At 60.1% G+C, this 22,689-nt stretch carries 25 protein-coding genes and 1 tRNA gene; 22 read left to right on the top strand and 4 right to left on the bottom strand.

From position 1 onward, the window contains the following. Nucleotides 1-22: 22 nt before the first annotated feature. Nucleotides 23-96 (bottom strand) — tRNA-Arg (locus QZ298_RS02205). 286 nt (nucleotides 97-382) lie between these two features. Here QZ298_RS02205 and QZ298_RS02200 point away from each other — a divergent pair. The 3 genes from QZ298_RS02200 to mnmA all read left to right on the top strand — a co-directional run bounded on the left by QZ298_RS02200 (nucleotide 383) and on the right by mnmA (nucleotide 2,960). After that, nucleotides 383-961 carry a 30S ribosomal protein S16 gene (locus QZ298_RS02200; protein ID WP_296005089.1) on the top strand — a complete coding sequence of 193 codons (579 nt, stop codon included), beginning with the start codon at nucleotides 383-385 and terminating at the stop codon, nucleotides 959-961. Nucleotides 962-1,120: 159 nt separating this feature from the next. Further along, nucleotides 1,121-1,657, top strand: coding sequence for a 16S rRNA processing protein RimM (locus tag QZ298_RS02195; RefSeq protein ID WP_296005088.1), 537 nt, complete (start codon nucleotides 1,121-1,123; stop codon nucleotides 1,655-1,657). A gap of 1 nt (nucleotide 1,658) precedes the next feature. Then, entirely contained in the window at nucleotides 1,659-2,960 is a 1,302-nt protein-coding gene (mnmA, locus tag QZ298_RS02190) for a tRNA 2-thiouridine(34) synthase MnmA (protein ID WP_296005087.1), read from the top strand. Nucleotides 2,961-3,373: 413 nt separating this feature from the next. Here the strand turns inward: mnmA and rpmA are convergent, their stop codons facing one another. Continuing rightward, on the bottom strand, nucleotides 3,374-3,634 hold the full coding sequence (gene rpmA, locus QZ298_RS02185) for a 50S ribosomal protein L27 (protein ID WP_296005086.1): 261 nt from the start codon (nucleotides 3,632-3,634) through the stop codon (nucleotides 3,374-3,376). 21 nt (nucleotides 3,635-3,655) lie between these two features. Next, complete coding sequence (gene rplU / locus QZ298_RS02180; protein WP_296005085.1) at nucleotides 3,656-3,967, bottom strand: 50S ribosomal protein L21; 312 nt, start codon at nucleotides 3,965-3,967, stop codon at nucleotides 3,656-3,658. Nucleotides 3,968-4,125: 158 nt separating this feature from the next. Here rplU and QZ298_RS02175 point away from each other — a divergent pair, with 158 nt between their 5' ends. The 4 genes from QZ298_RS02175 to cysQ are packed head-to-tail and all read left to right on the top strand — an operon-like array spanning nucleotide 4,126 to nucleotide 7,279. Next, nucleotides 4,126-4,497: a response regulator gene (locus QZ298_RS02175; protein ID WP_296005084.1), complete on the top strand. Its 372-nt coding sequence runs from the start codon at nucleotides 4,126-4,128 to the stop codon at nucleotides 4,495-4,497. Beyond that, the gene (locus tag QZ298_RS02170) at nucleotides 4,494-5,435 is read left to right on the top strand and encodes a hypothetical protein (RefSeq protein WP_296005083.1); all 942 of its coding nucleotides are present in this window, start codon (nucleotides 4,494-4,496) and stop codon (nucleotides 5,433-5,435) included. Before QZ298_RS02175 ends, QZ298_RS02170 begins: the two co-directional genes overlap by 4 nt. Beyond that, a complete protein-coding gene (locus QZ298_RS02165) occupies nucleotides 5,423-6,376 on the top strand; it encodes a hypothetical protein (RefSeq protein WP_296005082.1) in 954 nt (317 codons plus the stop codon). The genes QZ298_RS02170 and QZ298_RS02165 overlap by 13 nt, the downstream gene beginning before the upstream one ends. 57 nt (nucleotides 6,377-6,433) lie before the next feature. Continuing rightward, a complete protein-coding gene (gene cysQ / locus QZ298_RS02160; protein ID WP_296005081.1) occupies nucleotides 6,434-7,279 on the top strand; it encodes a 3'(2'),5'-bisphosphate nucleotidase CysQ in 846 nt (281 codons plus the stop codon). Between the two features lie 188 nt (nucleotides 7,280-7,467). Here the strand turns inward: cysQ and QZ298_RS02155 are convergent, their stop codons facing one another. Further along, nucleotides 7,468-7,734, bottom strand: a complete 267-nt coding sequence (locus QZ298_RS02155; RefSeq protein ID WP_296005080.1) for a hypothetical protein — start codon at nucleotides 7,732-7,734, stop codon at nucleotides 7,468-7,470. 212 nt (nucleotides 7,735-7,946) lie between these two features. Here QZ298_RS02155 and trkA point away from each other — a divergent pair, with 212 nt between their 5' ends. From trkA to rsxA, 15 genes are all read left to right on the top strand, one after another. Beyond that, nucleotides 7,947-9,287, top strand: a complete 1,341-nt coding sequence (gene trkA / locus QZ298_RS02150) for a Trk system potassium transporter TrkA (protein ID WP_296005079.1) — start codon at nucleotides 7,947-7,949, stop codon at nucleotides 9,285-9,287. 12 nt (nucleotides 9,288-9,299) lie between these two features. Continuing rightward, nucleotides 9,300-10,796: a GH3 auxin-responsive promoter family protein gene (locus QZ298_RS02145; RefSeq protein WP_296005078.1), complete on the top strand. Its 1,497-nt coding sequence runs from the start codon at nucleotides 9,300-9,302 to the stop codon at nucleotides 10,794-10,796. 59 nt (nucleotides 10,797-10,855) lie between these two features. Further along, nucleotides 10,856-11,470 carry a deoxynucleoside kinase gene (locus tag QZ298_RS02140; RefSeq protein WP_296005077.1) on the top strand — a complete coding sequence of 205 codons (615 nt, stop codon included), beginning with the start codon at nucleotides 10,856-10,858 and terminating at the stop codon, nucleotides 11,468-11,470. Between the two features lie 4 nt (nucleotides 11,471-11,474). Then, nucleotides 11,475-12,851 (top strand): rRNA cytosine-C5-methylase, encoded by a 1,377-nt coding sequence (locus QZ298_RS02135; RefSeq protein ID WP_296005076.1) that lies wholly within the window; start codon nucleotides 11,475-11,477, stop codon nucleotides 12,849-12,851. Nucleotides 12,852-12,935: 84 nt separating this feature from the next. After that, the gene (locus QZ298_RS02130) at nucleotides 12,936-13,496 is read left to right on the top strand and encodes a MerR family transcriptional regulator (RefSeq protein WP_296005075.1); all 561 of its coding nucleotides are present in this window, start codon (nucleotides 12,936-12,938) and stop codon (nucleotides 13,494-13,496) included. A gap of 77 nt (nucleotides 13,497-13,573) precedes the next feature. Next, nucleotides 13,574-14,359 carry a Nif3-like dinuclear metal center hexameric protein gene (locus QZ298_RS02125; RefSeq protein WP_296005074.1) on the top strand — a complete coding sequence of 262 codons (786 nt, stop codon included), beginning with the start codon at nucleotides 13,574-13,576 and terminating at the stop codon, nucleotides 14,357-14,359. A gap of 27 nt (nucleotides 14,360-14,386) precedes the next feature. After that, entirely contained in the window at nucleotides 14,387-15,145 is a 759-nt protein-coding gene (locus QZ298_RS02120) for a C4-type zinc ribbon domain-containing protein (protein ID WP_296005073.1), read from the top strand. 367 nt (nucleotides 15,146-15,512) lie between these two features. Further along, nucleotides 15,513-17,090: an NAD+ synthase gene (locus tag QZ298_RS02115; protein WP_296005072.1), complete on the top strand. Its 1,578-nt coding sequence runs from the start codon at nucleotides 15,513-15,515 to the stop codon at nucleotides 17,088-17,090. Nucleotides 17,091-17,094: 4 nt separating this feature from the next. Continuing rightward, nucleotides 17,095-17,514, top strand: a complete 420-nt coding sequence (locus QZ298_RS02110; protein WP_296005071.1) for a SoxR reducing system RseC family protein — start codon at nucleotides 17,095-17,097, stop codon at nucleotides 17,512-17,514. Beyond that, nucleotides 17,515-18,456, top strand: coding sequence for an RnfABCDGE type electron transport complex subunit B (locus QZ298_RS02105; RefSeq protein WP_296005070.1), 942 nt, complete (start codon nucleotides 17,515-17,517; stop codon nucleotides 18,454-18,456). It abuts the gene before it with no gap. A 28-nt stretch (nucleotides 18,457-18,484) separates the two neighbouring features. Then, nucleotides 18,485-19,834: an electron transport complex subunit RsxC gene (rsxC, locus tag QZ298_RS02100; RefSeq protein ID WP_296005069.1), complete on the top strand. Its 1,350-nt coding sequence runs from the start codon at nucleotides 18,485-18,487 to the stop codon at nucleotides 19,832-19,834. Between the two features lie 40 nt (nucleotides 19,835-19,874). Beyond that, the gene (locus QZ298_RS02095) at nucleotides 19,875-20,840 is read left to right on the top strand and encodes an RnfABCDGE type electron transport complex subunit D (RefSeq protein WP_296005068.1); all 966 of its coding nucleotides are present in this window, start codon (nucleotides 19,875-19,877) and stop codon (nucleotides 20,838-20,840) included. Between the two features lie 13 nt (nucleotides 20,841-20,853). Beyond that, nucleotides 20,854-21,504, top strand: a complete 651-nt coding sequence (locus QZ298_RS02090; RefSeq protein WP_296005067.1) for an RnfABCDGE type electron transport complex subunit G — start codon at nucleotides 20,854-20,856, stop codon at nucleotides 21,502-21,504. Beyond that, nucleotides 21,497-22,081 carry an RnfABCDGE type electron transport complex subunit E gene (locus tag QZ298_RS02085; RefSeq protein WP_296005066.1) on the top strand — a complete coding sequence of 195 codons (585 nt, stop codon included), beginning with the start codon at nucleotides 21,497-21,499 and terminating at the stop codon, nucleotides 22,079-22,081. The genes QZ298_RS02090 and QZ298_RS02085 overlap by 8 nt, the downstream gene beginning before the upstream one ends. A 2-nt stretch (nucleotides 22,082-22,083) precedes the next feature. After that, entirely contained in the window at nucleotides 22,084-22,662 is a 579-nt protein-coding gene (gene rsxA, locus QZ298_RS02080; protein WP_296005065.1) for an electron transport complex subunit RsxA, read from the top strand. Nucleotides 22,663-22,689 lie beyond the last annotated feature (27 nt).

Here is a 22,689-nt window from a genome sequence, read left to right as displayed (position 1 = left end):
CCAAGGCTGTTTTCCGTCGTCGTGATTCCGGAGCGGTTCGAACGCTCGACCCACAGCTTAGAAGGCTGTTGCTCTATCCAACTGAGCTACGGAACCGTCGGCCCGGAGGCGCTTGTCCTCCGTTTCGATCGGACAAAGATACGAATAAGCGAGCGCAAAAGCAAACGAAGTTTGTATTTTGCCGAGCGAGAGTATCTTGATACGAAGTTAAAGGTACGAAAAGTTTTTTATAATTTCGTCTCTCTGCGTGCGATTCGTCGGGGTGCGGCAGTTTTTTTTCTGCGATTTATTTTGCCGGCAGGAATATTTTGTCTACATTTGCACGCTTGATAGCCCGTATAGGCTGAGCGTTTTTATTAACCGTATAACAATTTTATAGCAAATGGCTGTTAAAATTCGTCTGGCACGCCATGGTAAGAAAGGCTACGCTTTCTACCACATCGTTGCCGCAGATAGCAGAGCGCCACGTGATGGTAAATTCATCGAGAAGTTGGGCACCTACAACCCCAACACGAATCCTGCTACGATCGACCTGAACTTCGAGCAAGCCCTGGGTTGGTTACAGAAAGGCGCACAACCTACCGACACGTGTCGGGCTATTCTTTCGTACAAAGGCGTTCTCTACAAGAAGCACTTGCTCGGCGGCGTGGCCAAGGGCGCGTTCTCCGAGGCCGAGGCCGAGGCCCGCTTCAACAAATGGCTCGATGCCAAGAACGGCAAGATCGAGGCCAAGACCAACAAGCTGGCTACCGATGCCAAGTCGGCCGAGAAAGCTCGTCTGGCTGCCGAAGCCAAGGTAAACGAGGATCGTGCGAAAGCCATCGCCGAGAAGAAGGCTGCTGCCGAAGCTGCTGCCAAGGAGGCCGAAGCGGAAGCTGCCGCCGAGAACGCCGAGGAGGCTCCCGCTGCCGAAGAGGCTGCCGAGGCTGCTCCCGAAACCGAAACTCCCGCTGCCGAATAAGGCATCGGCCGTATAGATCGATTCCCGGCAAATTTCCCCACGACGGGAGATTTGCCGGGTTTCGTTTTAATCGGAATCGATTTAGAGAAGCCGCAGTTTCGAGGTGTTACGATGCCCCGGCGGCGTAGTAGATGTTGCAATGCAGATCGAACTTGACGAATGGACTTTCTTGCAGGTAGGATCAATAGACTTTTCGGCACCGAGGGGGGCGTGATGCTCTCGTTGCATGCCGGATTTCCCGATGACTTCGATCCGCAGACCATGCCGCTGCTGGTCATGATCGACGGGTTGGAGGTGCCCCTCTGGTGCGAGCGTTTCGAGCGCCGCGGACAGACGGGCGCTGTGGCGGCGTTCGCCGATATCGACACCGACCGCCGGGCCGGCGAATTGCTGGGGCTGGAGTTTCGGGTGGCGGAGCGTGCGGAGCCGGGCGACGACGATGAATTCTACATGGAAGACCTGATCGGGTTCGCCGTCGAGGCCGAAGAAGTCGCGACGGACGACGGGGTGTCGCATCGGGCGGTGGCCGGGACGCTGGTCGATTATTACGACAGCGAGGCCAACCCGCTGTTCGAACTGGAGATCGACCGCCGCCGCGTGCTGGTGCCTGCCGTGGAGGAGTTCATCGGGCATATCGATTTCGAGGGCCGCACGATCCGGTTCGTGCTGCCCGCGGGACTTTTAGAATTGGATTGAGATGGCACGCGTAGTGATAGGACTCTCGGGCGGTGTGGACTCGTCAGTGGCGGCGTGGCTCCTCAAGCAGCAGGGGCACGAAGTCGTGGGCCTTTTCATGGTCAACTGGCACGACACGACGGGCACCCTGGAGGGCGATTGTCCGTGGCACGACGACCGGCTTTTTGCCGAACTGGTGGCCAAGAAACTCGATATTCCTTTGCATGTGGTCGACCTTTCGGCCGACTACCGCACACGCGTGGTGGATTATATGTTCGCCGAATACGAACGCGGTCGCACGCCCAATCCCGATGTGTTGTGCAACCGCGAAATCAAGTTCGACGTCTTCCTGCGCGAGGCGCTGAAGTTAGGGGCCGATTTCGTGGCTACGGGGCATTATTGCCGCAAGGCCGAAGAGACGGACGCCGACGGTGCGGTGCACTACAAACTGCTGGCCGGCACCGATCCGAACAAGGATCAGAGCTATTTTCTGTGTCAACTTTCGCAGGAACAATTGCGTTACGCCATGTTCCCCGTGGGCGGGCTGCTCAAGCCCGAGGTGCGGCGCATAGCCGAGGAGCAAGGACTCGCGACGGCCAAACGCAAGGATTCGCAAGGCATCTGCTTTGTGGGCAAAGTCGACCTGCCGGTATTCCTGCAACAAAAACTAACTGCCAAACAGGGAAACATACACGAAATACTCCCGGCGTGGCCAAAATACTCCCGGCGTGGCCGAAATACGGACGGCGGGATGACGATCGGCGGTTCGACGGTCGGAGGGCCGGCCGGCATCCCGCTTGCAGAAGAATCGGCAGCCGGAAAATCGACCGTCGGAGCGCCGGCGGCCGGTGATCCTTCGCTCGAAGACCTTGTTGCTTTGGCGGCGCCGTGGCGTTATACGGTGCGCGACGGCAAGAAGATCGGCACCCACAACGGCGCCCACTTCTACACCATCGGACAGCGCAAGGGACTGGGGATCGGCGGCCGCAGGGAATCGCTTTTCATTCTGGCGACGGACGTCGACGCGAACGTGATCTATGTGGGCGAGGGCGATGCGCATCCGGGGTTGTGGCGCCCGGCCTTGCGTATCGAACCGTCGGAAATACATTGGCTCGATCCCTTGCGTGCCGTTCCGGTCGGCAGGCAGGCCCGCTTCCGGGTGCGTATCCGCTACCGTCAGCCGTTGCAGGATGCGACGCTCCATGTACGGGCGGAGGGGGCATTCGTTGTGTTCGACGTGCCGCAGCGCGGCATCGCTCCCGGGCAATTCGCTGCGTGGTACGATGGCGACGAACTGGTCGGCTCGGGCGTGATTGCGGAGTAAGAAAGAGACGGAGCAAAAAGATACGAATAAGTTGAGTGCAATGCCAAATTTATTTGAGCATTGCCGAAACGAAGTATCTTGGGCGAAGCCAAAGATACGAATAAGCCGAATACAAAACCAAACAGAGTTTGGATTTTGTTGAGGCGGAGTATCTAAGACATAGTCAAAGATACGAATAAGCGAGAGCAGAAGCAAGTTTGCTGGTATTTTGTCGGGCGGGAGTGTCTAAACCGACGTTTTAAAGATTCGCAAGTCCGTTGCGAGGAAAAGTTGCGGAAAAACTGCCGCTCTTGCCGGAAAAGCTGCGAGGGGAAATTGCCGGCTCGGCTGTGGTAGGAAACTTTGCCGGGGTATCAAAATAAAATGAAGCGTTCGGGAAACCGAACGCTTCGTTTTTGATGCGTGACGCTGTGCTACTCGCTCAGCGGAGTGATGCTCACATAGGATTTGCCCTCGCTCTTTTTGCAGAACGAGACCGTGCCGTCGACCAAGGCGAAGAGCGTGTGATCCTTGCCCATGCCAACGTTCTCGCCGGCATTGTGCACCGTGCCGCGCTGGCGAACGATGATGTTGCCCGCCTTTGCGAACTGACCGCCGAACAATTTGATGCCGAGTCGCTTGCTTTCCGACTCACGGCCGTTCTTCGAACTACCTACACCTTTCTTGTGTGCCATGTTGATTCAGTTTTTAAAGGGTTACGCAACGATATCCTCGATGAGAATCTGCGTCAGATACTGGCGATGACCGTTGCATTTCTGGTAGCCGGTGCGACGCTTCTTCTTGAAGACCAAAACCTTGTCGTCCTTCAGGTGCTTGAGGATCTTGCACTTTACCGAGGCGCCTTTTACCACAGGTGCGCCTACTTTAACCTGACCGTCGTTGTCTGCGAGCAGGACTTTGTCGAAACTTACGGACGAATTCTCTTCGCCCTGGAGACGGTGAACATAAAGTTTCCGACCTTTTTCAGCTTTGAATTGCTGACCTGCAATCTCTACTATAACGTACATGTAATGCGATGGTTATGTTTTGACACATAATTCGAGGTGCAAATATACGCATATTTATCGTATAAACAACACTCCCGGGAACTTTTTTTCTGCCGGCGGGCCTCTGGCATGGTTTTGGGCCGGGTAGGCGCGTCCGGCAACAAGGCCGGAGAGGTGTCATGCAACGGATATTGATAGCTTCTGACGATGAATTCGCCCGCGAACTGATCCGTCTGGCGCTCGGAGGATTGGGCGCCGAGGTGCGCTGCTCGGGGTGCGGCGAAGCGATGGAGAGTCTGTGCGCCCGCGTGCTGTTCGACCTGGTAATCGTGCTGCGCACGGCGCCTTTCTTCTGCGGCCGCGAGTTGATCGGGCGGCTGCGTCCCGAGGGGCTGCGGCGCCCGGCGATCTATGCGATTTCATGGCAGCAGGCCGAACGGACGGTGTTGAGCCTGCTGGAATGCGGCGTCGACCAATATATGACTTTCCCGATCAGCTTGCAGCGTTTGCGGGCCAAGGTGGCCGATAATTTGACCCGGATGCGGCTATGAATTCCTTTTATATGATATGTGCGGCGATTGCGGCTGCTACGGCAGGAGTGTTGCTGGTCATGTTGCTGGTCGAGACCCTGCGCCGGCGCCGCGAGTTGTGGCGCAACGATATTCTGCGGCGGCGGTACCTGCATATCGTGATGTTCGCGCTGTATGCTGACGACGGAGCGGTGCCGCGTTTCCCGATGTTGCGCCGCGCGGGTGCCCGGCTGTTGCTTGCGGAGACGCTGGCCGGGGTGGCGGCGATGACTTACGGGTTGGACATGACGGTGTTGCGGCGGATCGTCAAGGCCTATGGCTTGGACAGGTGGCTGCTGCGGCACGTGCGGCGTGCGCAGGGTTATCGGCGGGCGCGTTATCTTGCGCTGTTGGCGTCGTTGCCCGTGGATGGAACGGTAGCCCGGCGTGTGGTGCATTACGGCAGGAGCCGCAACCGGAGCGTGCGCTTCCAGGCGTTGGCAGTAAGGCTGGCGGCAGAGCCGATGTCGGCTCTGCGGCTGTTGGCGGACTATGCGTGGCCGCTGACCGAATCGGAGACGGCGCAGATCATGGCGTTGCTGCGGCGCGGGGTGCTGCCGGTAGCTTACGAACCGCTGGTGGCTTCGCCTTGCAGCAATCTGCGGCGGGTGGGGCTGTGCATCGTTCGGCAGTTCGGTATCGAGGAGGCCGAGCCGCTGTTGCTGCGGATGCTGGCCGATGCCCGGACGCCCGAACTCGATGCAGAGGCCTTGCGGACGCTCTGCATGCTGCGGCGGCCGTTGATCCGCCGCGAGGTGCGCGACTGCGTGGGGCGGATGAGCGCGTCGGAGCGGCGGGTGCTGCTCCGCTGCATGGTGTGCGAGGACTATGCGCCGCGCTTTTTGCATCGGATATTCGATGAGGGGGAGTGCGGCTATTATGAAACGATGGTAAAGTCGTATAAGCGATGTTTGGCATGATGACGGTCGTGGTCATATTGACGATGGGGGCGATGGCATGGGCCTGCGCGGTGCTGGCTTTGGCCATGCGGGCGCGGAATGCGCGGCGGCTCGCTCTGGGAGGACACGGGGCGGCGCTGGCGGCCGGCGACGGGCCGGGCATCTCGGTGCTGTGCAGCGGCGTACGCCAGTCGGGGCAGGTGGAAAATCTGCTTTCGACCGAGCTGGTGCGCTACGAAGTGGTTGCGGTGGTGGATGCGGCGCATTATCCCGCCTGCTTCGAGAGGCTGGTCGACCGTTACCGGATGATTCGGGTCGAGCATGTGCCGTCGGATGAGTTCCCGGCCCGCGGTGTGCGGAGCATGTGGCGGTCGCGCAAACGGTGTTATCGCCGGCTGGTGTTGCTCGACCGGGAGGAGACGACGCAGGAGGAGGATTTCGATGCCGCGGCGTCGGTGGCGACCTACGATTGGCTGTTGCCCGTGCATGGGGCCGAGCGGTTGATTCCCGGGGCCGTGGAGCGGCTGGCCGAGGTGCTGGGCGGTGCGGAACCGGGGACGATCGGTGCGGTGCGCTCGTGGCCGGGCGAGGCGGAGGTGCTGCTGAACCGCGATGCGGTGTCGGCAGCGGGCGGTTTCGGCCAACGGGCGGGGCGGAAGATTCCGCGCAGTCGTCGCCGGACGTTGTGGGAACCGGTGTTGTACGAGCGGCGTTTTGCGGCGGCAGGCAAAAAGAGAGAACTTGGTTTGGCGGCGTGTCTATTGGCGGCGGGAGTCGTGGCGGCAGCGGTCATGCAGCGGTGGGGAATGGTCGTGCTGCTCCTTGGGGCGGCGGTTTTGCAGTGCGCTTGGGTGCTCACGCGGCTGGCGGCGACGGACGGAACGGCCGTGGAGCTGCGGGGTGCGAAAATATGGCGTGGGAAAGGACGTAAATTCGGTGTGAAAAATTTCACACTCTCGTAAATTATTGCTAACTTTACCATGACAAGGAAGAACGACGATTCCCAAAAACAAGCGACGATGATAAATGACAAGGTGAGGGCGCATCTGCTGGCATCGCTGTTCAATGCGGCGGTGCGGGCGGGTGCTTCGATCATGCAAGTATACAAGAATCTGGACGACTATGACATCAGCCTGAAGATCGACCGCACGCCCATCACGGTGGCCGACCGGCTGGCCCACAAGACGATCCGTGAGTATTTGGGGCCGACACGCATCCCGGTCTTGAGCGAGGAGGGGCGCGAAATGCGCTACGACGAACGCCGCAACTGGGAACTTTACTGGCTGGTCGACCCGCTGGACGGAACGGTGGAGTTCATCAAGGGCAATAACGAATTTACGGTAAACATCGCCTTGATGGAGAACAACGTGTGCATCGGGGCGGTAATCTATGTGCCGTATTACGAAAAGATGTACATCGCGGGTCGGGGTGCGGGAGCTTTTCTTAAGGAGCATGTTGTGCCCGATGCCGCGGCGGACTATTCTTACGAACGGATCGTCGAGGGATTCCGTCCGCTGCCTTTCGAAGGTGCGGCGGAGCGAGGAGGCCTGCGCGTGGCCGTGTCGCGGTCGCATCAGACGCCCGAGACGCACGAGCATATCGCCGGGCTGCGCGAGAAATATCCCGATCTGGACGTGGTGGAGCAGGGCAGCTCGTACAAATTTTGTTTGCTGGCGGAGGGCAGCGTCGATTACTATGTCCGCACGACGCACACCTATGAATGGGATACGGCGGCGGGAGAGTTGATCCTGGCGGAAGCGGGCGGCGCGACGCGCTCGCTGCCGGAAGGGCGGGAGCTGCGCTACAACGAGGAAGACCTGCGCAATCCGTGGTTCGTCTGCCGGTCGAAGTATTGCAAGGTGTGAAACCGGCTGCGGCCCGGCCGGGGGCAAGGCGCCGCGATGAAAAATAGATCGTTCTGGGAAAGGGTGCCCGGAGAGTGGTTCCGAAGCGGAATACCCGGAATGGGTAGTTCTGGGTGGATTGGGCCGTTCCGAGCGGATTGCCCGGGGCGGATCGGTCGGTTCGGAAAGACGGAGTCTTGATCCTCCGTTTATTTTTTGTGCCCGATGTCGCAGGATCCGCAGCTGCCGGAACATCCGGCAGGCAGGTCGTCGTGTCCGGGGCGACAGTCGGCCGTGCCGTCGGCTTCGCGGGTCTCCTGTACAGCGCACTTGATGCCCAGGCGCTGCATGTTCTTGTTGGTGGAGATTTCGGAGTCGATGTGATGACCTTTGAATAGGAGTGTCAACGACATGCCTACGACGAACAACCCTACGGCGGCGGCGGTGCAAAGTATGACGATCAACCAGGACGGCATGATATTGGAATTTTGCGACTGAAATTTTGGCTTTCGCCGACAAATGTATACATTTGTAAAATAAATTGCAAAAATGTTGCCCCGCCGGCACGCATCGGTCTTTCGGTGCAGCCTCGTGCGGGTAGAATTCTGCGGCGTGCGGAGAAGAACGGGCGGCAAGTGCCATGCGGTCGGACGTGCGGAACGCGGAAAGGAAAAACGACAATGCGAAGATGAAAATCGTAATAGCGGGTGCAGGCGAGATGGGCAGCCATCTGGCGCGGATGCTCAGCGGCAACGGCCACGACATCACTATCGTCGACGGCGATCAGAAACTGCTGTCGGAGGTAGGGAGCCTGGCAGACGTGATTACCGTGGAGGGCGACTCGACGACGTTCGCCGTGCTGCGCAAGGCGTCGGTGCGGCGCTGCGACCTCTTCATCGCTGTGAACCACGAGGAGAACGACAACATCGTGGCGGCGATGCTGGCCAAGAAACTGGGAGCCAAGAAATCGATCGCCCGCATCGATAACAACGAATACCTTGAGCCTAACAACAAGGAGGTGTTCATCGACATGGGCATCGACTATCTGTTCTATCCCGAGAAGGTGGCGGCCCGCGAGGTCATCAACTTGCTGGGCCATACGTCGACGACGGAATATGTCGATTTTTCGAGCGGCAAGCTCTCGCTGGTGGTCTTCCGCCTGGAACCGGCTTCGCCGCTGGTGGGGCGCGAGCCGGCCGGCTTCGAGGAGGGAGAGACGCCGTTGAGCTACCGCACGGTGGCCATCACGCGGGGCGGGCAGACGATCATCCCGCGGCGCGGCGAACGGTTCATGGACGGCGACATGGTCTACTTCATCGCGCGGCAGGACGCCGTGCGCGAGGTCATGGAACTTTCGGGACGCAAGAATGTGGAGATCAATAACATGATGATCCTGGGCGGTTCGCGCATCGGCATCCGCATTGCCACGGAGTTGCAGGACGAGGTAAACATCAAGCTGGTAGACTACAACGCCGACAAGGCCTATCGTCTGGCCGAGACGCTCGAAAAGACGCTCATCATCAACGAGGACGGACGCAACACGGAGGCCATGATGGAGGAGGGGCTGTCGAACATGGACGCTTTCGTGGCGGTGACGGGGCGCAGCGAAACCAACATCCTGGCGGCGATGCTCGCCAAGCAGATGGGGGTCAAAAAGGTAATCGCCGAAGTCGAGAACCTCAATTATATCGATCTGGCCGAGTCGATCGGCATCGACACGATCATCAACAAGAAACTGGTCACGGCGTCGAATATCTTCCGCTTCACGATGTCGACCGACGTGCAGGCGATCAAATGCCTGACGGGCAGCGACGCCGAGGTGCTGGAATTCATCGTCAAGCCCAATTCGCCGGCCACCAAGGCCCGTATCCGCGACCTGGGGCTGCCCGAGGATGCGATCGTGGGCGGCATCGTGCGCGGCGACAAGGTGTTCATCGCCGTGGAGAACATGGAGCTGAATCCCTATGACCGGGCGGTGGTCTTCGCCATGCCGGCATCGGTGGGCAAGATCGGATATTTTTTCAATTAAGCACTCAACGACGTGTCTTTACGCAGCCAAATAGCCGGATTGTGGTTCTCGCAGCGCATGCGGGCCATCGACTTTTTCCGCCGCCACCCGGCCCGGACGCAGGAGCGGATGCTGCGCGAGCTGCTGGAGCGGGGGCGCGGCACGGCTTTCGGCCGAGAATACGGCGTGGCGGCGATTCGCACGCCGGAGCGGTTCGCGGCGTCGGTGCCGGTGTCGGACTACGAAGCCTTCAAGCCGTGGATCGGGCGGATGATGGCGGGCGAACGAAACGTGACGGCGCCCGGGCGGGTAGACCTGTTCGCCCGATCGTCGGGCACGACCTCCGATAGGAGCAAGTACATCCCTGTGACGCGCCGGTCGTTGTGGCACAACCACACGCTGGGCATGCGCGATCTGGCGACACTGGTCGCCGCGGCCGATCCGCATACGAAACTTTTCGACGGCAAGACCCTCACTCTGGGCGGCTCGTGCCGGCGCGAAGGGCGCAATCTGGTCGGCGACCTGTCGGCGCTGCTGATCCGCGAAACGGCGCTGGTAAGCCGCTGGGTGCGGGCGCCGAAGAGCGCGACGGCGATCATCGCGGATTTCGACCGCAAGGCCGAGGCGATCTGCCGCGAGTGTGCGGGCGAGCGCATCGTGGCTTTCGCCGGGGTGCCGTCGTGGAACCTGGCCCTCATGCGCCGGGTGCTGGAATACACGGGCAAGAAGAATCTGCTGGAGGTGTGGCCCGAACTGGAACTTTTCGCCCACGGAGGGGTGGAGTTCGCTCCCTACCGGAGATCGTTCGAGGCCTTGATCCCCTCGTCGCGGATGCGTTACATGGAGACTTACAACGCTTCGGAGGGCTTTTTCGCCCTGGCCGACGAGCCGCAGCGCGATGACATGCTGCTGATGCTGGACTATGGCACCTACTATGAATTCCGCGACGGCGAACGCATCGTGCCGTTGGAGGGGGTCGAGGCGGGCCGCAGCTATGCGATGCTCATCACGTCGAACAACGGATTGTGGCGCTACGAGATCGGCGACCGCGTGGAATTTACCTCGACGGATCCTTACCGCATCCGTTTTGCGGGGCGCACAAGACAGTATATCAATGTTTTCGGCGAGGAGCTGATCGTCGACAACGCTGACCGGGCCTTGTTGGAGGCATGCCGCCGCACGGGCGCCGCGGTGGCGGAGTACAGCGTGGCGCCGTGCTACATGTCGCTGGAGGAGCGGGGCGCCCACGAGTGGCTGGTAGAGTTCGAACGCGAACCCTCGGATATGGGGGCTTTCGCGGCGGCGCTGGACGAAGCGCTGCGCGCGGTAAATTCGGACTACGACGCCAAGCGCCGCACGACGCTCGACGTGCAGCGGATCGAGCCGGTAGCTCCGGGCATGTTTCTGGCCTGGATGCGGGCGCGGGGCAAGAACAAAGTGCCCCGTCTGGTCAACGGCCGCCAGGCGATCGAAGACATGAAGCGATTCATGGCGGAAAATGCTCCTGCGGAGACCGATACCCGAAAATAACCCGAAACACCCGGGATAACCTGACCCGAAGAAACTGACTTTTATAATAATTACGTATTATGTATATCGCCATTGCTGGTAACATCGGAAGCGGAAAGACGACGCTGACCCAAATGCTGACCGAGCGCTACAAGGCCAAGGCCTATCTGGAAGAGAGCAACAACCCCTACATCGGCGACTTCTACGAGGACATGAACCGCTGGTCGTTCAACCTCCAGATCTCGTTTCTGGGCAGCCGCATCGAACAGACCATGGACATGTTGGCCGACAACGGCTCGGGCGTGATCTTCCAGGATCGCACGATCTACGAGGATGCACACATCTTTGCGGACAACCTCCACGAGATGGGGCTGATGGCTTCGCGCGATATCGAGACTTACATGAAGATCTTCCGGCTGGTTACCTCGCTGATTCCGCGGCCCGATCTGCTGATCTACCTCAAGGCGAGCGTCCCGACGCTCATCTCGCAGATACGCAAGCGCGGCCGGGCCTACGAGATGAACATCGACGAAGCCTATCTGAAACGGCTCAACGGCAAGTACAACCATTGGATCGACACGATCTACGAGGGCGACATGCTGGTAATCGACAAGGATCACGAGGATTTCGTGTCGGATGCGTCCGTCTTCGAGCGGATCTGCGCCCGGATCGATGCTTTGAATACCCAACGTTGAGCCGATGGCGCTGCCTGCGGAGTTTGTGCAGCGGGTGCTGCGCGAGTTGGGGGCCGAGGAGGGTGCAGCGCTGTGCGCGGCGCTGGACGGCGTGCCGCCGGTAAGCGTGCGGCTCAACGGCGCCAAGTGCGGCAATGCGGAGGAGCTGTTGTGTGCGCTGGGGGCTGCACAGCCGGTGCCGTGGTGCGCGGACGGGTGGTATCTTGCCGAACGTCCGCAGTTTACGTTCGACCCCGCATTCCATGCGGGCGCCTACTATGTGCAGGAGGCGTCCTCGCAGTTCGTGGGACTGTTGGCGGGCGACGCGGCGGGGCGGCGGATTCTCGATCTGTGTGCGGCGCCGGGCGGCAAGACGACACTTTATGCTTCGTTGGCCGGGCCGCAGGGGCTGGTCGTGGCGAACGAAATCGACCGCCGGCGGGCGCAGGTGTTGGCCGACAACGTGCGCAAGTGGGGCACGGGCAATGTGGCCGTGACCTGCTGCGAACCGCGGGCGTTGGGCGATCTGGAAGCCTGGTTCGACGTGGTGGCGGTGGATGCCCCCTGTTCGGGCGAAGGGATGTTTCGCAAGGACATGGGTGCCCGCGAGGAGTGGAGCGAAAATAACGTGCGTCTCTGTGCGGCCCGGCAGGACGGGATTCTGCGCGAGGCGTGGCGGGCCTTGAAACCGGGCGGACGTCTGATTTACAGCACTTGCACCTTCAACCGCGAAGAGGACGAGGGGACGTTGGAGCGGATGCTCGCTTGGGCGGGCGACGAGGTGGCGGAAGCGCCGGCTCCCGCGACGGACGAGGTCTGGGGCATCGTCTGCGGGCGGGTCGGGGCGTTTCGTACTTATCGGTTCTATCCCCACAAGGCGTGCGGCGAGGGTTTCTTCGCGGCCGTGGCGTGCAAGGCACCCGATGCGGAGGGCCGGATGAAGACGCCGAAGGCTTGCAGGACGGTTTTCGGACAAATCGACAAGGCGGCCGCGGCCGAATTGAGCCGCTGGGTGCTGCGTCCGGAGCAGATGCGGTTCGCGTCGGTGGCGGGAACGCTTTACGGCTGGCCGGCGGCGCAGGCCGACGCGGTGCGGCAACTCTCGGAGGTACTGCCGGTAATTTGCTCGGGAGTGGCCATGGGGCAGGTGTTCAAGGGGCGCCTGCGTCCGGAACCGGCTCTGGCGTTCTATGCGGAACTCGACCGCGGAGCACTGCCGGTGGCGGAAGTCTCCCGCGAGGAGGCGCTGGACTATCTGCGGCGCGGCGACATGCGGCCCGACGCCTTGACGGAGGGGCTGAACCTGATTTGCACGCAGGGGCGTGCACTGGGATTCGCCAAACGCATCGATAGGCGTGTCAATAATATGTATCCGAGTGCTTTACGGATACTCAAACAATAAGCGAACTGCGAGACCTTCGGGCGGCGGGCCTGCGGACGGATGCGGGCGGCGGTCGAAGGCCGGAAACTTTGAATTCATATCGTTTTGGCAGAGAGGATTTTTTATTCGATGGGCGAGGTCGCCGAGATGTTCGATGTGAAAGCGTCGCTGCTGCGCTATTGGGTGGCGCAGTTCGACGTGCTGCAACCCAAACGCAACAAGAAAGGCAACCGGCTGTTCACGGTGCAGGATGTGGAACATCTGAAAGTGATCTATCATCTGGTCAAGGAACGCGGCATGACCCTGGAGGGGGCCAAACGCGCGATGAAGCGGCGCCGCGGAGGCGCGTGCGACGAGGTGCGCCGCGATGCGGAGCTGATGACGCGGCTGCGGCACATCCGGGCGCTGCTGGAGGAGGTGCGCGAAGACCTCAAGGCCGGGGGCGAGGGGATCGTGGCGGATGACGCGGCGCCGGAAGAACGTTCCGAGGAGCCGCGGGCGCCGCGCCTGCGGACGAAGGCGGTGGTGAAGTTCGAGCCGGAGACGTCCGGCGCCGGGGTCGCGGAACCCGGTTCGCCAAAGCCGGCAGGACGCCGTGTGCGCCGCAAGTCGGAGGAGGGGGACAACAAGGAGTTGTTCGCCTTCTATGAACAATCGCTGTTTTGATAGGGGAGAATGCTTTTTAAGAAGCCGGATATCCGGATTCCGGGGAGGCGATATCCGGAACAAGATAGTTGCGTGTTATGAAAATCAAGGATATAACCGATGCGATAGAACGTTTCGCACCGCTGGAGTGGCAGGCGTCGTACGACAATGCGGGGCTGATCGTGGGGCGCCCGGACGACGAGGTACACGGCGTGTTGCTGGCGGTGGATGTGACCGACGAGGTCATGGACGAAGCCGAGCGCGAAGGGTGCGACATGATCGTGACCCACCATCCGATCGTGTTCCATGCGCTGAAACGTTTTAACTCGGCCGACATGGTGCAGCGCTGCGTGGAACGGGCGATCCGGAGCGGCGTGGCGCTCTATGCCTGCCATACGAATCTGGACAGCGCGCCGGGCGGCATGAGCTGGCGGCTGGCGGAGCGGCTGGGCGTGGAGCGGCTGGAGGTGCTGGAACCCTCGGCGCCGGGAGCGCGGACGGGGTTCGGCGTGGTGGGCGAACTGCCGGCGCCGATACCGACGGAGGCGTTCCTGCGCCGCATGCAGGAGACGCTGGGCGTGCGTGCCATCCGCCACAGTGCGCTGGTCGGGGCCGAAGTGCGCCGGGTGGCTGTCTGCACGGGAGCGGGAGCGTCGCTCATCGGCCAGGCCCGGGCGGCGGGCGCCGACATCTATGTGACGGCGGATCTGAAGTACAACGATTTCATGACCCCGGACGGGGCGCTTACGGTGGCCGACGTAGGCCATTTCGAGAGCGAATATTGTGCAATCGAACTATTATTTGATATTTTATCGAAAAATTTGATTACCTTTGCGGTTCGCAAGAGTAAGCATTCGCGCAATCCGGTGAATTATTGGCTCTAAAGTCTAAAAATTATACGAACAACATATATGGCAACACAGAAGAAGACTGCCGAAGTGGACTATTCGATGCAGGAGAAGATTCTGGCGCTCTACGAGTTGCAGCGGATCGACAGCAAGATCGACGAAATCAACAAGGTCAAGGGCGACCTGCCGCTGGAAGTGCAGGACTTGGAAGACGAGTTGGCCGGCATGCAGACCCGGATCGACAAGATCAACGGCGAGATCGAGGAACTCAACACCCTGACCAAGCAGCGCAAGCGCGAGACGGATCAGGCTAAAATCCTGATCGGCAACTACAAGGAACAGCAGAACAATGTCCGCAACAACCGCGAGTTCGACGCCATTACCAAGGAAATCGAATACCAGGAGTTGGAAATCGAACTGGCCGACAAGCGTCTGAAAGAGTATGCGGCGGGCATCAAGAGCAAGAAACTGCTGCTCGACGAAGCCGAGGCGCTGGGCCGGGAACGCATGGCTGATTTGGAAGCCAAGAAAAATGAACTGCAAAGCATCGAGGAGGAGACCCGTCCCCAGGTGGCGGAATTCGACGCCCAGGCAGGGAAAGTAAAAGCGAAGATCGACGAACGCCTGCTGACGGCTTACGAGCGTATTCGCCGCAATGTACGCAATGGCCTGGCCGTGGTAACGGTAAAGCGCGATGCGTGCGGCGGCTGCTTCAACCGCATACCGCCCCAGCGTCAGGTGGACATCCGCCAAGGTAAGAAAATCATCATCTGCGAATATTGCGGCCGTATTCTGGTGGCCGATCCCGAAGCGGAACAATAGACGCAGGAAAAACATGCAAGGCCGTCCGGAAGGACGGCTTTTTTGTTTCGGAAAAGCGACGGGTTTTTAGCAGGGCGGGGCCGAACGGACTTTGTATGAACAGGGAGGGGCTGGAGCCGGTGGGGCTGGGCGGATTTTTAGCAGGGGCCGTGCGGAGCCGGATCCTCGGCGGATGAGTTGCGGATTCTCGACGGAGACGTTGTGGAAGCCGGAGGGGCGAGAATGTGGTTTTTTGCGCGGCCGATGCGGCAGGAACGGCTTCCGGGAGTACCAAAATATTAATTTAATAACATGGAAAATGTTTCCGTCTTTTATAAATAATCCTTAACTTTGCAAAGTTGTAATTTCCGGACTTAAATAATTGTAGATGAAAATAGCTATTGCCCAGTTGAACTACACCGTCGGCGATGTGGACGGCAATGCGTCGAAAATCATCGAGTCGATCAACAAAGCGAAAGCGCAACATGCAGATCTGGTCATCTTTGCGGAACAGTCCGTGAGCGGCACTCCGGGATTCGACCTGCTGCGCAAAACGACGTTCTTGGAGCTGTGCGAGGAGGCGCTGGTGGAGATCGCCTCGGCGTGCGACGGGATCGCAGCCATCGTGGGCCTGCCGTTGCTGACGGCCGACGGCACGGTAAGCGCCGCAGCGCTCATTCAAGATCGCAAGGTGCTGCGCTACGTGGGCAAGAAGCACATCACGGCCCGGCGCGAAATGGGCTTTCTGGTGCCCTCCAAAGGGTATGAATATGCTACGATCAAGGGTCATAAGTGCGCCATCATCGTGGGCGACGATCTGAGCCGCGAGCATGATTTCGACCATTCGGTGGAGACCATCGTGTCGATCAATGCCCGCAAATACGGCAAGGGGTCGATGACCTACCGCTACGAAATGATGCGCAACCTTTCGTTCGTCGAGGGGAAGAACCTCGTGCTGGTCAATCAGGTGGGCGGCTCGACCGAAATCGTTTACGACGGTACGTCGGGCGCATTCAACAACCGGGGCGAACTGGTGTTGATGCTCAAGAGTTTCGAGGAGGATTTCCAGGTATTCGATACGGCGGCCGAGGGCAAGCCCGTGACGATTCCGTCGAGCGGCGACCGCACGCGGATGGTCTACGAGGCGGCGCGCTGCGGCCTGCGCGACTTTTTCCGCAAGAACGGCTATAAGAAAGCCTCGATCGGCCTGTCGGGCGGTATCGACTCGGCGGTGGTGGCGTGTCTGGCTGCCGATGCGCTGGGCAAAGAGAATGTGCGGGCGCTGCTGATGCCTTCGCCCTTTTCGTCGGACGACTCGGTGGAGGATGCCAAGGAGCTGGCCGAGCGGCTGGGTATCGAATACAACGTCATCCCCATTTCTGAAATTTATACCAGCATCATCGATACGCTCAAGCCGGTAATCGGCGGTACGGAGTTCGACGCGACGGAGGAGAACATCCAGACGCGCATCCGTACGATCTTGCTGATGGCCGTGCAGAACAAGAGCGACTATATCCTGCTCAATTCGTCGAACAAAAGCGAAAATGCCCTGGGATTCTGTACTTTGTACGGCGATACGGCGGGCGCTTTCAGCCCGACGGGCGACCTCTACAAAGGCGAAATCTACGACATGGCCCGCTACATCAACCGCACGCAGGGCAATCCCATTTCGGAAAAGATTTTGAGCAAGGAACCCTCCTCGGAACTGCATCCGGGGCAGAAAGATACCGACGTGCTGCCGCCCTATGAGGTGGTGGACGCGATTCTGTTCCGCATGATCGAGGAAGGGCAGCACCGCGAGGAGATCATCAACGCCGGTTTCGACTCGGAGGTGGTGGAGAAGATCCATGCTATGATTATGCGCAACGAAAAGAAACGCTACCAGTTCCCGCCGGTGCTGCGCCTGTCGATGTGCTCGTTCGGACACGAGCGGCTGATGCCGCTGACCAACAAATACGGCGATTGAGGCGGTGGCGGAAAGAATCGAACATAGCGGCACGGTCGACCGTGTGGAGGCCGGCCGGGTTTATGTGAAGATCATCTCGCAGAGCGCCTGCGGGACGTGCAAGGCCCGCCAAGCATGCGGCATGGCCGAGAGCGCGGAGAAGATCGTGGCCGTATCGACGCCCGATGCAGCGGAATATGCGCCGGGCGAGATGGTCGTGGTCGGCGTGCTGCGCCGGGCAGGCGGTTTGGCCGTGGCGCTGGGCTATGTGGGCGCGCTGGTCGTGCTGCTGGCAGTGCTGGTGCTGACGATAGGTGCGGCGGGCTGGGCCGAAGGCCCGGCGGCGCTGGCGGCGCTGGGCGGTGTGGCGCTATATTATATGGTACTGTGGCTTTGCCGCCGGAAAATCGAACACACAATTCAATTTACAATAACAAAAATCTAAATGGAAGTATTACTTTACACTATCCTGACGCTCTGCGTACTGGGTGTGCTCTCCGCTGTGATTCTCTACTTCGTGGCCCGCAAGTTCCGCGTAGAGGAAGACCCGCGGATCGACGAGGTGGAAAAGATGCTGCCCGGCGCCAACTGCGGCGGCTGCGGATTCGCAGGCTGCCGGGGCATGGCCGATGCGCTGGTAAAGAACGATGACATCTCGGCGCTCTTCTGCCCGGTGGGCGGCGGCGACTGCATGAAGGCGATAGCCTCCTATCTGGGCAAGGCAGCCGCGGAGAAGGAACCCCAGACCGCGACGGTACGTTGCGGGGGAACGTGTGCGAAACGTCCCCGCACCAACGAATACAACGGCGCCCGCTCGTGTGCGGTGGCTTCGTCGCTCTATGCCGGAGAGACGGGCTGCACGTTCGGCTGTCTGGGCTTCGGCGACTGTGTGACGGTGTGTGCGTTCGATGCGATTCGCATCAATCCGGAGACGGGACTCGCCGAGGTCGACGCCGAGAAGTGCACGGCCTGCGGCGCTTGCGTCAAGGCCTGCCCCAAGGGGATCATCGAGTTGCGCAAGAAGTGGCCCAAGGATCGGGCGGTTTATGTGTCGTGCGTCTCGAAAGATAAGGGTGCGGCGGTAATGAAAGCCTGCAAGGCGGGCTGCATCGGCTGCGGCAAGTGCGAGAAGGTGTGTGCGTTCGGCGCCATCACGGTGGAGAACAACCTCGCCTACATCGACCCGCAGAAGTGCAAGTTGTGCCGCAAGTGTGTGAACGAATGCCCCACGGGCGCGATCAAGCTGGTAAACATGGAGCCGCTGCCCAAGGAACCGAAGGCACCGGCCAAACCGGTTGAGAAACCTGCCGAGAAGCCGGCCGAGAAACCTGCCGCAGAGGTTTCCGCAGCCAAGACACCGGAGTCTTCCGCTGCTAAATCGGAATAACGAAGAATCGTAAAATCAGATAGTTGGTATGAAAACATTTCCGAAAGGCGGAGTGCATCCGTCGGAAAATAAACTGAGCTGCGCCGGTGCCATCGAGGTGCTTCCCCTGCCCGATGCGGTAACGATTCCGCTGGCCCAGCATATCGGAGCGCCTGCGGTGGCCAAGGTGGCCAAGGGCGACAAGGTGCTGGTGGGACAGCTCATCGCCGAGGCGGGCAGCTTCATGTCGGCGAACATCCATGCCCCGATTTCGGGCACGGTAACGGCGGTCGACATGCAGCCCAACGGCCAGGGCGTGCGTCAGATGATGATCTCGATCCAGCGCGAGGGCGACGAGTGGGCCGAAGGCATCGACCGTACGGAGACGCTGGTCAAAGAGTGCGCGCTGACGCCGGAAGAGATCATCGCGAAGATCAAGGAAGCCGGCATCGTGGGCATGGGCGGCGCGACGTTCCCCACGCATGTGAAGCTGTCGGTGCCTCCTGGAAAGAAAGCCGAAGCATTGATTATCAATGGTGTGGAGTGCGAACCCTACCTGACGTCGGATCATCGCACGATGCTGGAGCACGGCGAGGAGCTGGTGGTCGGCGTCACGATCCTGATGAAAGCGATCGGTGTGAAAAATGCGTTCATCGGCATCGAGAACAACAAACCCGACGCGATCGCGCATCTGAAAAAGATCGTCAAGGAATACGACGGCATCGAAGTGGTGCCTTTGAAAGTGAAGTACCCGCAAGGCGGCGAGAAACAGTTGATCGCCGCAGTGATCGGACGTGAGGTGCCGCCTCCGCCGGCCCTGCCCATCGACGTGGGCGCCGTGGTATGCAATGCGTCGACGACGTATGCGGTATATCAGGCTGTGCAGAAAAACAAGCCGCTCGTGGAGCGTGTGGTAACCATCACGGGCAAGGGCTTGGCGACGCCGAAGAACTTGCTCACACGTATGGGAACGCCCGTTCGGACGCTCATCGAAGCGGCCGGCGGCCTGCCCGAGGACGAGGTCAAGGCGATCAACGGCGGCCCGATGATGGGCCGTGCGATGATCGAACTGGCATCGCCTGTGACGAAAGGCTGCTCGGGCATCACGATCCTCAACGGACGCGATGCGCAGCGCCGCGAAGCCTCGCAGTGCATCAAGTGCGCGAAGTGCGTGTCGGCATGTCCGATGGGGCTGGAACCCTACTACCTCTCGAAGATGACCCAGAAGAAGAACTGGGAGACGCTGGAGGCGCAGATGATTACCTCGTGCATCGAGTGCGGCTGCTGCCAGTCGACGTGCCCGGCCTATCTGCCGCTGCTCGACTGGATCCGCCTGGGCAAGCAGACCGTGATGGGAATCATCCGCCAACGTGCCGCCGCCGCGGCACCGAAGAAGTAATGGCGACCGAAAAACAAGTAAAAGGAAAAACCAAAACAATATGGCAAACAAACTTATCGTCGCTCCTGCACCCCATGTGCAGACTTCGCAGTCGACGACCCGGATCATGCGCGACGTGGTAATCGCCTTGATGCCGGCGCTGGTCGTCTCGACGGTGGTCTTCGGCTGGAGCGCGCTCTGCGTGACGGCGCTTTCGGTGGCGTCGTGCGTGGTGTTCGAATACTTGATCCAACGATTCCTGGTCGGCGGCGCTCCGACGATCGGCAACTGGTCGGCCGTAGTGACGGGCGTGCTGCTGGCGTTCAACCTGCCGGCGTCGATTCCGTGGTGGATCGTGCTGATCGGCGCTTTCGTGGCGATCGCGGTCGCCAAGATGACCTTCGGCGGCTTGGGTAAGAACCCGTTCAACCCCGCTTTGGTGGGTCGAGTCTTCCTGCTGATCGCCTATCCTGTGCAGATGACGACTTTCCCTCAGGTCGAGGGCTTCGATGCGCTCTCCGGCGCGACGCCGCTGGCCGCTGTCAAGCAAGGCGCAGCTTCGGCCGGCATGATGAACATGCAGGACTTGATGTTGGGCAATATGCCCGGTTCGCTGGGCGAGGTGGCTGCGCTGGCGCTGCTCGCCGGCTTCGTCTATCTGCTGTGGCGCAAGGTCATTACCTGGCAGATTCCGGTAACGGTGCTGGCTACCATGGCGCTTTTCGCGTTTGTGGCGGAACTGGCTGCGTCGGGCTTCGAAAGCCCTGCGCTGTGGCAGCTCCCGCTGTTTCATGTGCTGGCCGGCGGTGCGATGCTGGGCGCGATCTTCATGGCGACCGATTATTCGACTTCGCCGATGACCGTGCGCGGAGGTGTGATCTTTGCGATCGGCATCGGTGCCATCACGATGTGCATCCGTCTGTGGGGTGCTTATCCGGAGGGTATGTCGTTCGCGATCCTGATCATGAACTCGACCGTGCCTTTGATAAACAAATATGTGAAACCCAAGCGCTTCGGCGTGAAATAAGGAGGATAACGTTATGAAAAGCACACTTTTGAACATGACGGCCGTCCTCTTCGGCATCACGCTTGTCGCGTCGGCCGGGGTCGGTGCGGTCAACATGATTACGGCCGAGCCGATCGCGCAGGCCGAGCAGGCAGCCAAGATCGAGGCGCTGAACGGCGTGCTGCCGCTCTTCGACGCTACGGCGGTGACGGAACTGACTATCGACGAGATGCCTATTGCGGTCTACACCGCTACGCAGGGCGATGCCGTGGTGGGATATGCCGTGGAAACGATGTCGAAGCAAGGCTTCGGCGGAGCGATCAATCTGATGGTGGGTTTCACGCCTGCGGGCGAGGTCATCAACGTGAACGTGCTCAAGCAGACGGAGACTCCGGGACTGGGCACGAAGATGGCCGATGAAGGCAACCCGCTGCTCAACAGCATCAAGGGCCAGCTGCTGGAAGCGAAAAAACTGGTCGGCGGCAAGCTGGCCGTCACGAAGGACGGCGGCGACGTGGATGCGCTGACGGCGGCGACGATTTCGTCGCGTGCATATGTGGATGCGATCAACCGGGCGTGGATGGCCTATAAGAACGTTGCGGCGGGCGAAAGCGTGACCGATACGGCGACCGGCGCATCGAGAACCAACGAGCCTGCGGCTCAGGAAGGAGGTCAAAATGAATAAGTTGAATATCATATTGAGCGGTATTGTCAAGAACAACCCGACGTTCGTTCTGGTGCTGGGCATGTGCCCCACGCTGGGTACGACGACCTCGGCCGAGAACGGCATGGGCATGGGTCTGGCGACGATGGCCGTGCTCATCATGTCGAACTTGGTAATTTCGCTGGTAAAGAACATCATTCCGGATAAGGTGCGCATTCCGGCGTTCATCGTCATCATTGCGTCGTTCGTGACCATTATCCAGATGTTGATGCAGGCGTTCGTGCCGGCACTTTATGCGTCGCTGGGCGTGTTCATCCCGTTGATCGTGGTAAACTGCATCATCCTGGGCCGCGCCGAGGCGTTCGCGTCGAAGAATTCGGCTTTCGACTCGGTGCTGGACGGTATCGGCATCGGCCTGGGGTTCACGCTTTCGCTCACGGTAATCGGTGCGGTGCGCGAAATCCTGGGCAGCGGCTCGATCTTCGGGGCGAATCTCGGTATCGGGAACTATACGCCGTTGATCTTCGTGCTGGCGCCGGGTGCCTTTCTCGTGCTGGGCTACCTGATGGTATTGTTTAACAAATTAGCCAAGAAATAGTTATGGAGCTTTCATATTTTGCAATCATCATCGGCGCCATCTTCGTGAATAACGTGGTGCTGGCGCAGTTCCTCGGCATCTGCCCCTTCCTGGGCGTGTCGTCGAAAGTGGAAACATCGCTGGGTATGGGCGCTGCCGTAACGTTCGTGATGGCGATCGCCGCTGTGGTGGCTTGGCTGATCCAGACCTACGTGCTCGTGCCGCTGGACATCGTGTATATGCAGACGATCGTTTTCATTCTGGTAATCGCGGCGCTGGTGCAGATGGTGGAGATCATCCTCAAGAAGCTGTCGCCGGCCCTCTATCAGGCGCTGGGCATCTTCTTGCCGCTCATCACGACCAACTGCGCCGTGCTGGGCGTGGCGATTCTCATGATCCAGAAGGAATTCGACTTGTTGCAGAGCGTGACCTACTCGGTCGCCACGGCTTTGGGCTTCGCGCTGGCGCTGGTGCTCTTTGCTGGTATCCGCGAACGGTTGGATTTCGAGGATGTGCCCAAGGCATTCAAGGGCATTCCCATTGCGCTGGTTACGGCCGGAATCCTCGCCATGGCGTTCATGGGCTTCTCCGGACTGGTATAGCTTGAAGCGCAGGCGCTTTTGAACGAT

Source organism: uncultured Alistipes sp. (genome assembly GCF_910580175.1).
GTDB lineage: Bacteria > Bacteroidota > Bacteroidia > Bacteroidales > Rikenellaceae > Alistipes.
This window is presented reverse-complemented; position numbering and strand designations above follow the sequence as displayed.

Coding starts and splice junctions, on each gene's coding strand:
- rpmA (WP_296005086.1), bottom strand. CDS start 3,634: ATGGCACACAAGAAAGGTGTAGGTAGTTCGAAGAACGGCCGTGAGTCG.
- cysQ (WP_296005081.1), top strand. CDS start 6,434: ATGATAAATGACAAGGTGAGGGCGCATCTGCTGGCATCGCTGTTCAAT.
- QZ298_RS02125 (WP_296005074.1), top strand. CDS start 13,574: ATGAAAATCAAGGATATAACCGATGCGATAGAACGTTTCGCACCGCTG.
- trkA (WP_296005079.1), top strand. CDS start 7,947: ATGAAAATCGTAATAGCGGGTGCAGGCGAGATGGGCAGCCATCTGGCG.
- QZ298_RS02195 (WP_296005088.1), top strand. CDS start 1,121: ATGGACTTTCTTGCAGGTAGGATCAATAGACTTTTCGGCACCGAGGGG.
- QZ298_RS02170 (WP_296005083.1), top strand. CDS start 4,494: ATGAATTCCTTTTATATGATATGTGCGGCGATTGCGGCTGCTACGGCA.
- rsxA (WP_296005065.1), top strand. CDS start 22,084: ATGGAGCTTTCATATTTTGCAATCATCATCGGCGCCATCTTCGTGAAT.
- QZ298_RS02165 (WP_296005082.1), top strand. CDS start 5,423: ATGTTTGGCATGATGACGGTCGTGGTCATATTGACGATGGGGGCGATG.
- QZ298_RS02085 (WP_296005066.1), top strand. CDS start 21,497: ATGAATAAGTTGAATATCATATTGAGCGGTATTGTCAAGAACAACCCG.
- QZ298_RS02095 (WP_296005068.1), top strand. CDS start 19,875: ATGGCAAACAAACTTATCGTCGCTCCTGCACCCCATGTGCAGACTTCG.
- QZ298_RS02140 (WP_296005077.1), top strand. CDS start 10,856: ATGTATATCGCCATTGCTGGTAACATCGGAAGCGGAAAGACGACGCTG.
- QZ298_RS02115 (WP_296005072.1), top strand. CDS start 15,513: ATGAAAATAGCTATTGCCCAGTTGAACTACACCGTCGGCGATGTGGAC.
- QZ298_RS02155 (WP_296005080.1), bottom strand. CDS start 7,734: ATGCCGTCCTGGTTGATCGTCATACTTTGCACCGCCGCCGCCGTAGGG.
- QZ298_RS02120 (WP_296005073.1), top strand. CDS start 14,387: ATGGCAACACAGAAGAAGACTGCCGAAGTGGACTATTCGATGCAGGAG.
- rplU (WP_296005085.1), bottom strand. CDS start 3,967: ATGTACGTTATAGTAGAGATTGCAGGTCAGCAATTCAAAGCTGAAAAA.
- mnmA (WP_296005087.1), top strand. CDS start 1,659: ATGGCACGCGTAGTGATAGGACTCTCGGGCGGTGTGGACTCGTCAGTG.
- QZ298_RS02200 (WP_296005089.1), top strand. CDS start 383: ATGGCTGTTAAAATTCGTCTGGCACGCCATGGTAAGAAAGGCTACGCT.
- QZ298_RS02105 (WP_296005070.1), top strand. CDS start 17,515: ATGGAAGTATTACTTTACACTATCCTGACGCTCTGCGTACTGGGTGTG.
- QZ298_RS02175 (WP_296005084.1), top strand. CDS start 4,126: ATGCAACGGATATTGATAGCTTCTGACGATGAATTCGCCCGCGAACTG.
- rsxC (WP_296005069.1), top strand. CDS start 18,485: ATGAAAACATTTCCGAAAGGCGGAGTGCATCCGTCGGAAAATAAACTG.
- QZ298_RS02090 (WP_296005067.1), top strand. CDS start 20,854: ATGAAAAGCACACTTTTGAACATGACGGCCGTCCTCTTCGGCATCACG.
- QZ298_RS02135 (WP_296005076.1), top strand. CDS start 11,475: ATGGCGCTGCCTGCGGAGTTTGTGCAGCGGGTGCTGCGCGAGTTGGGG.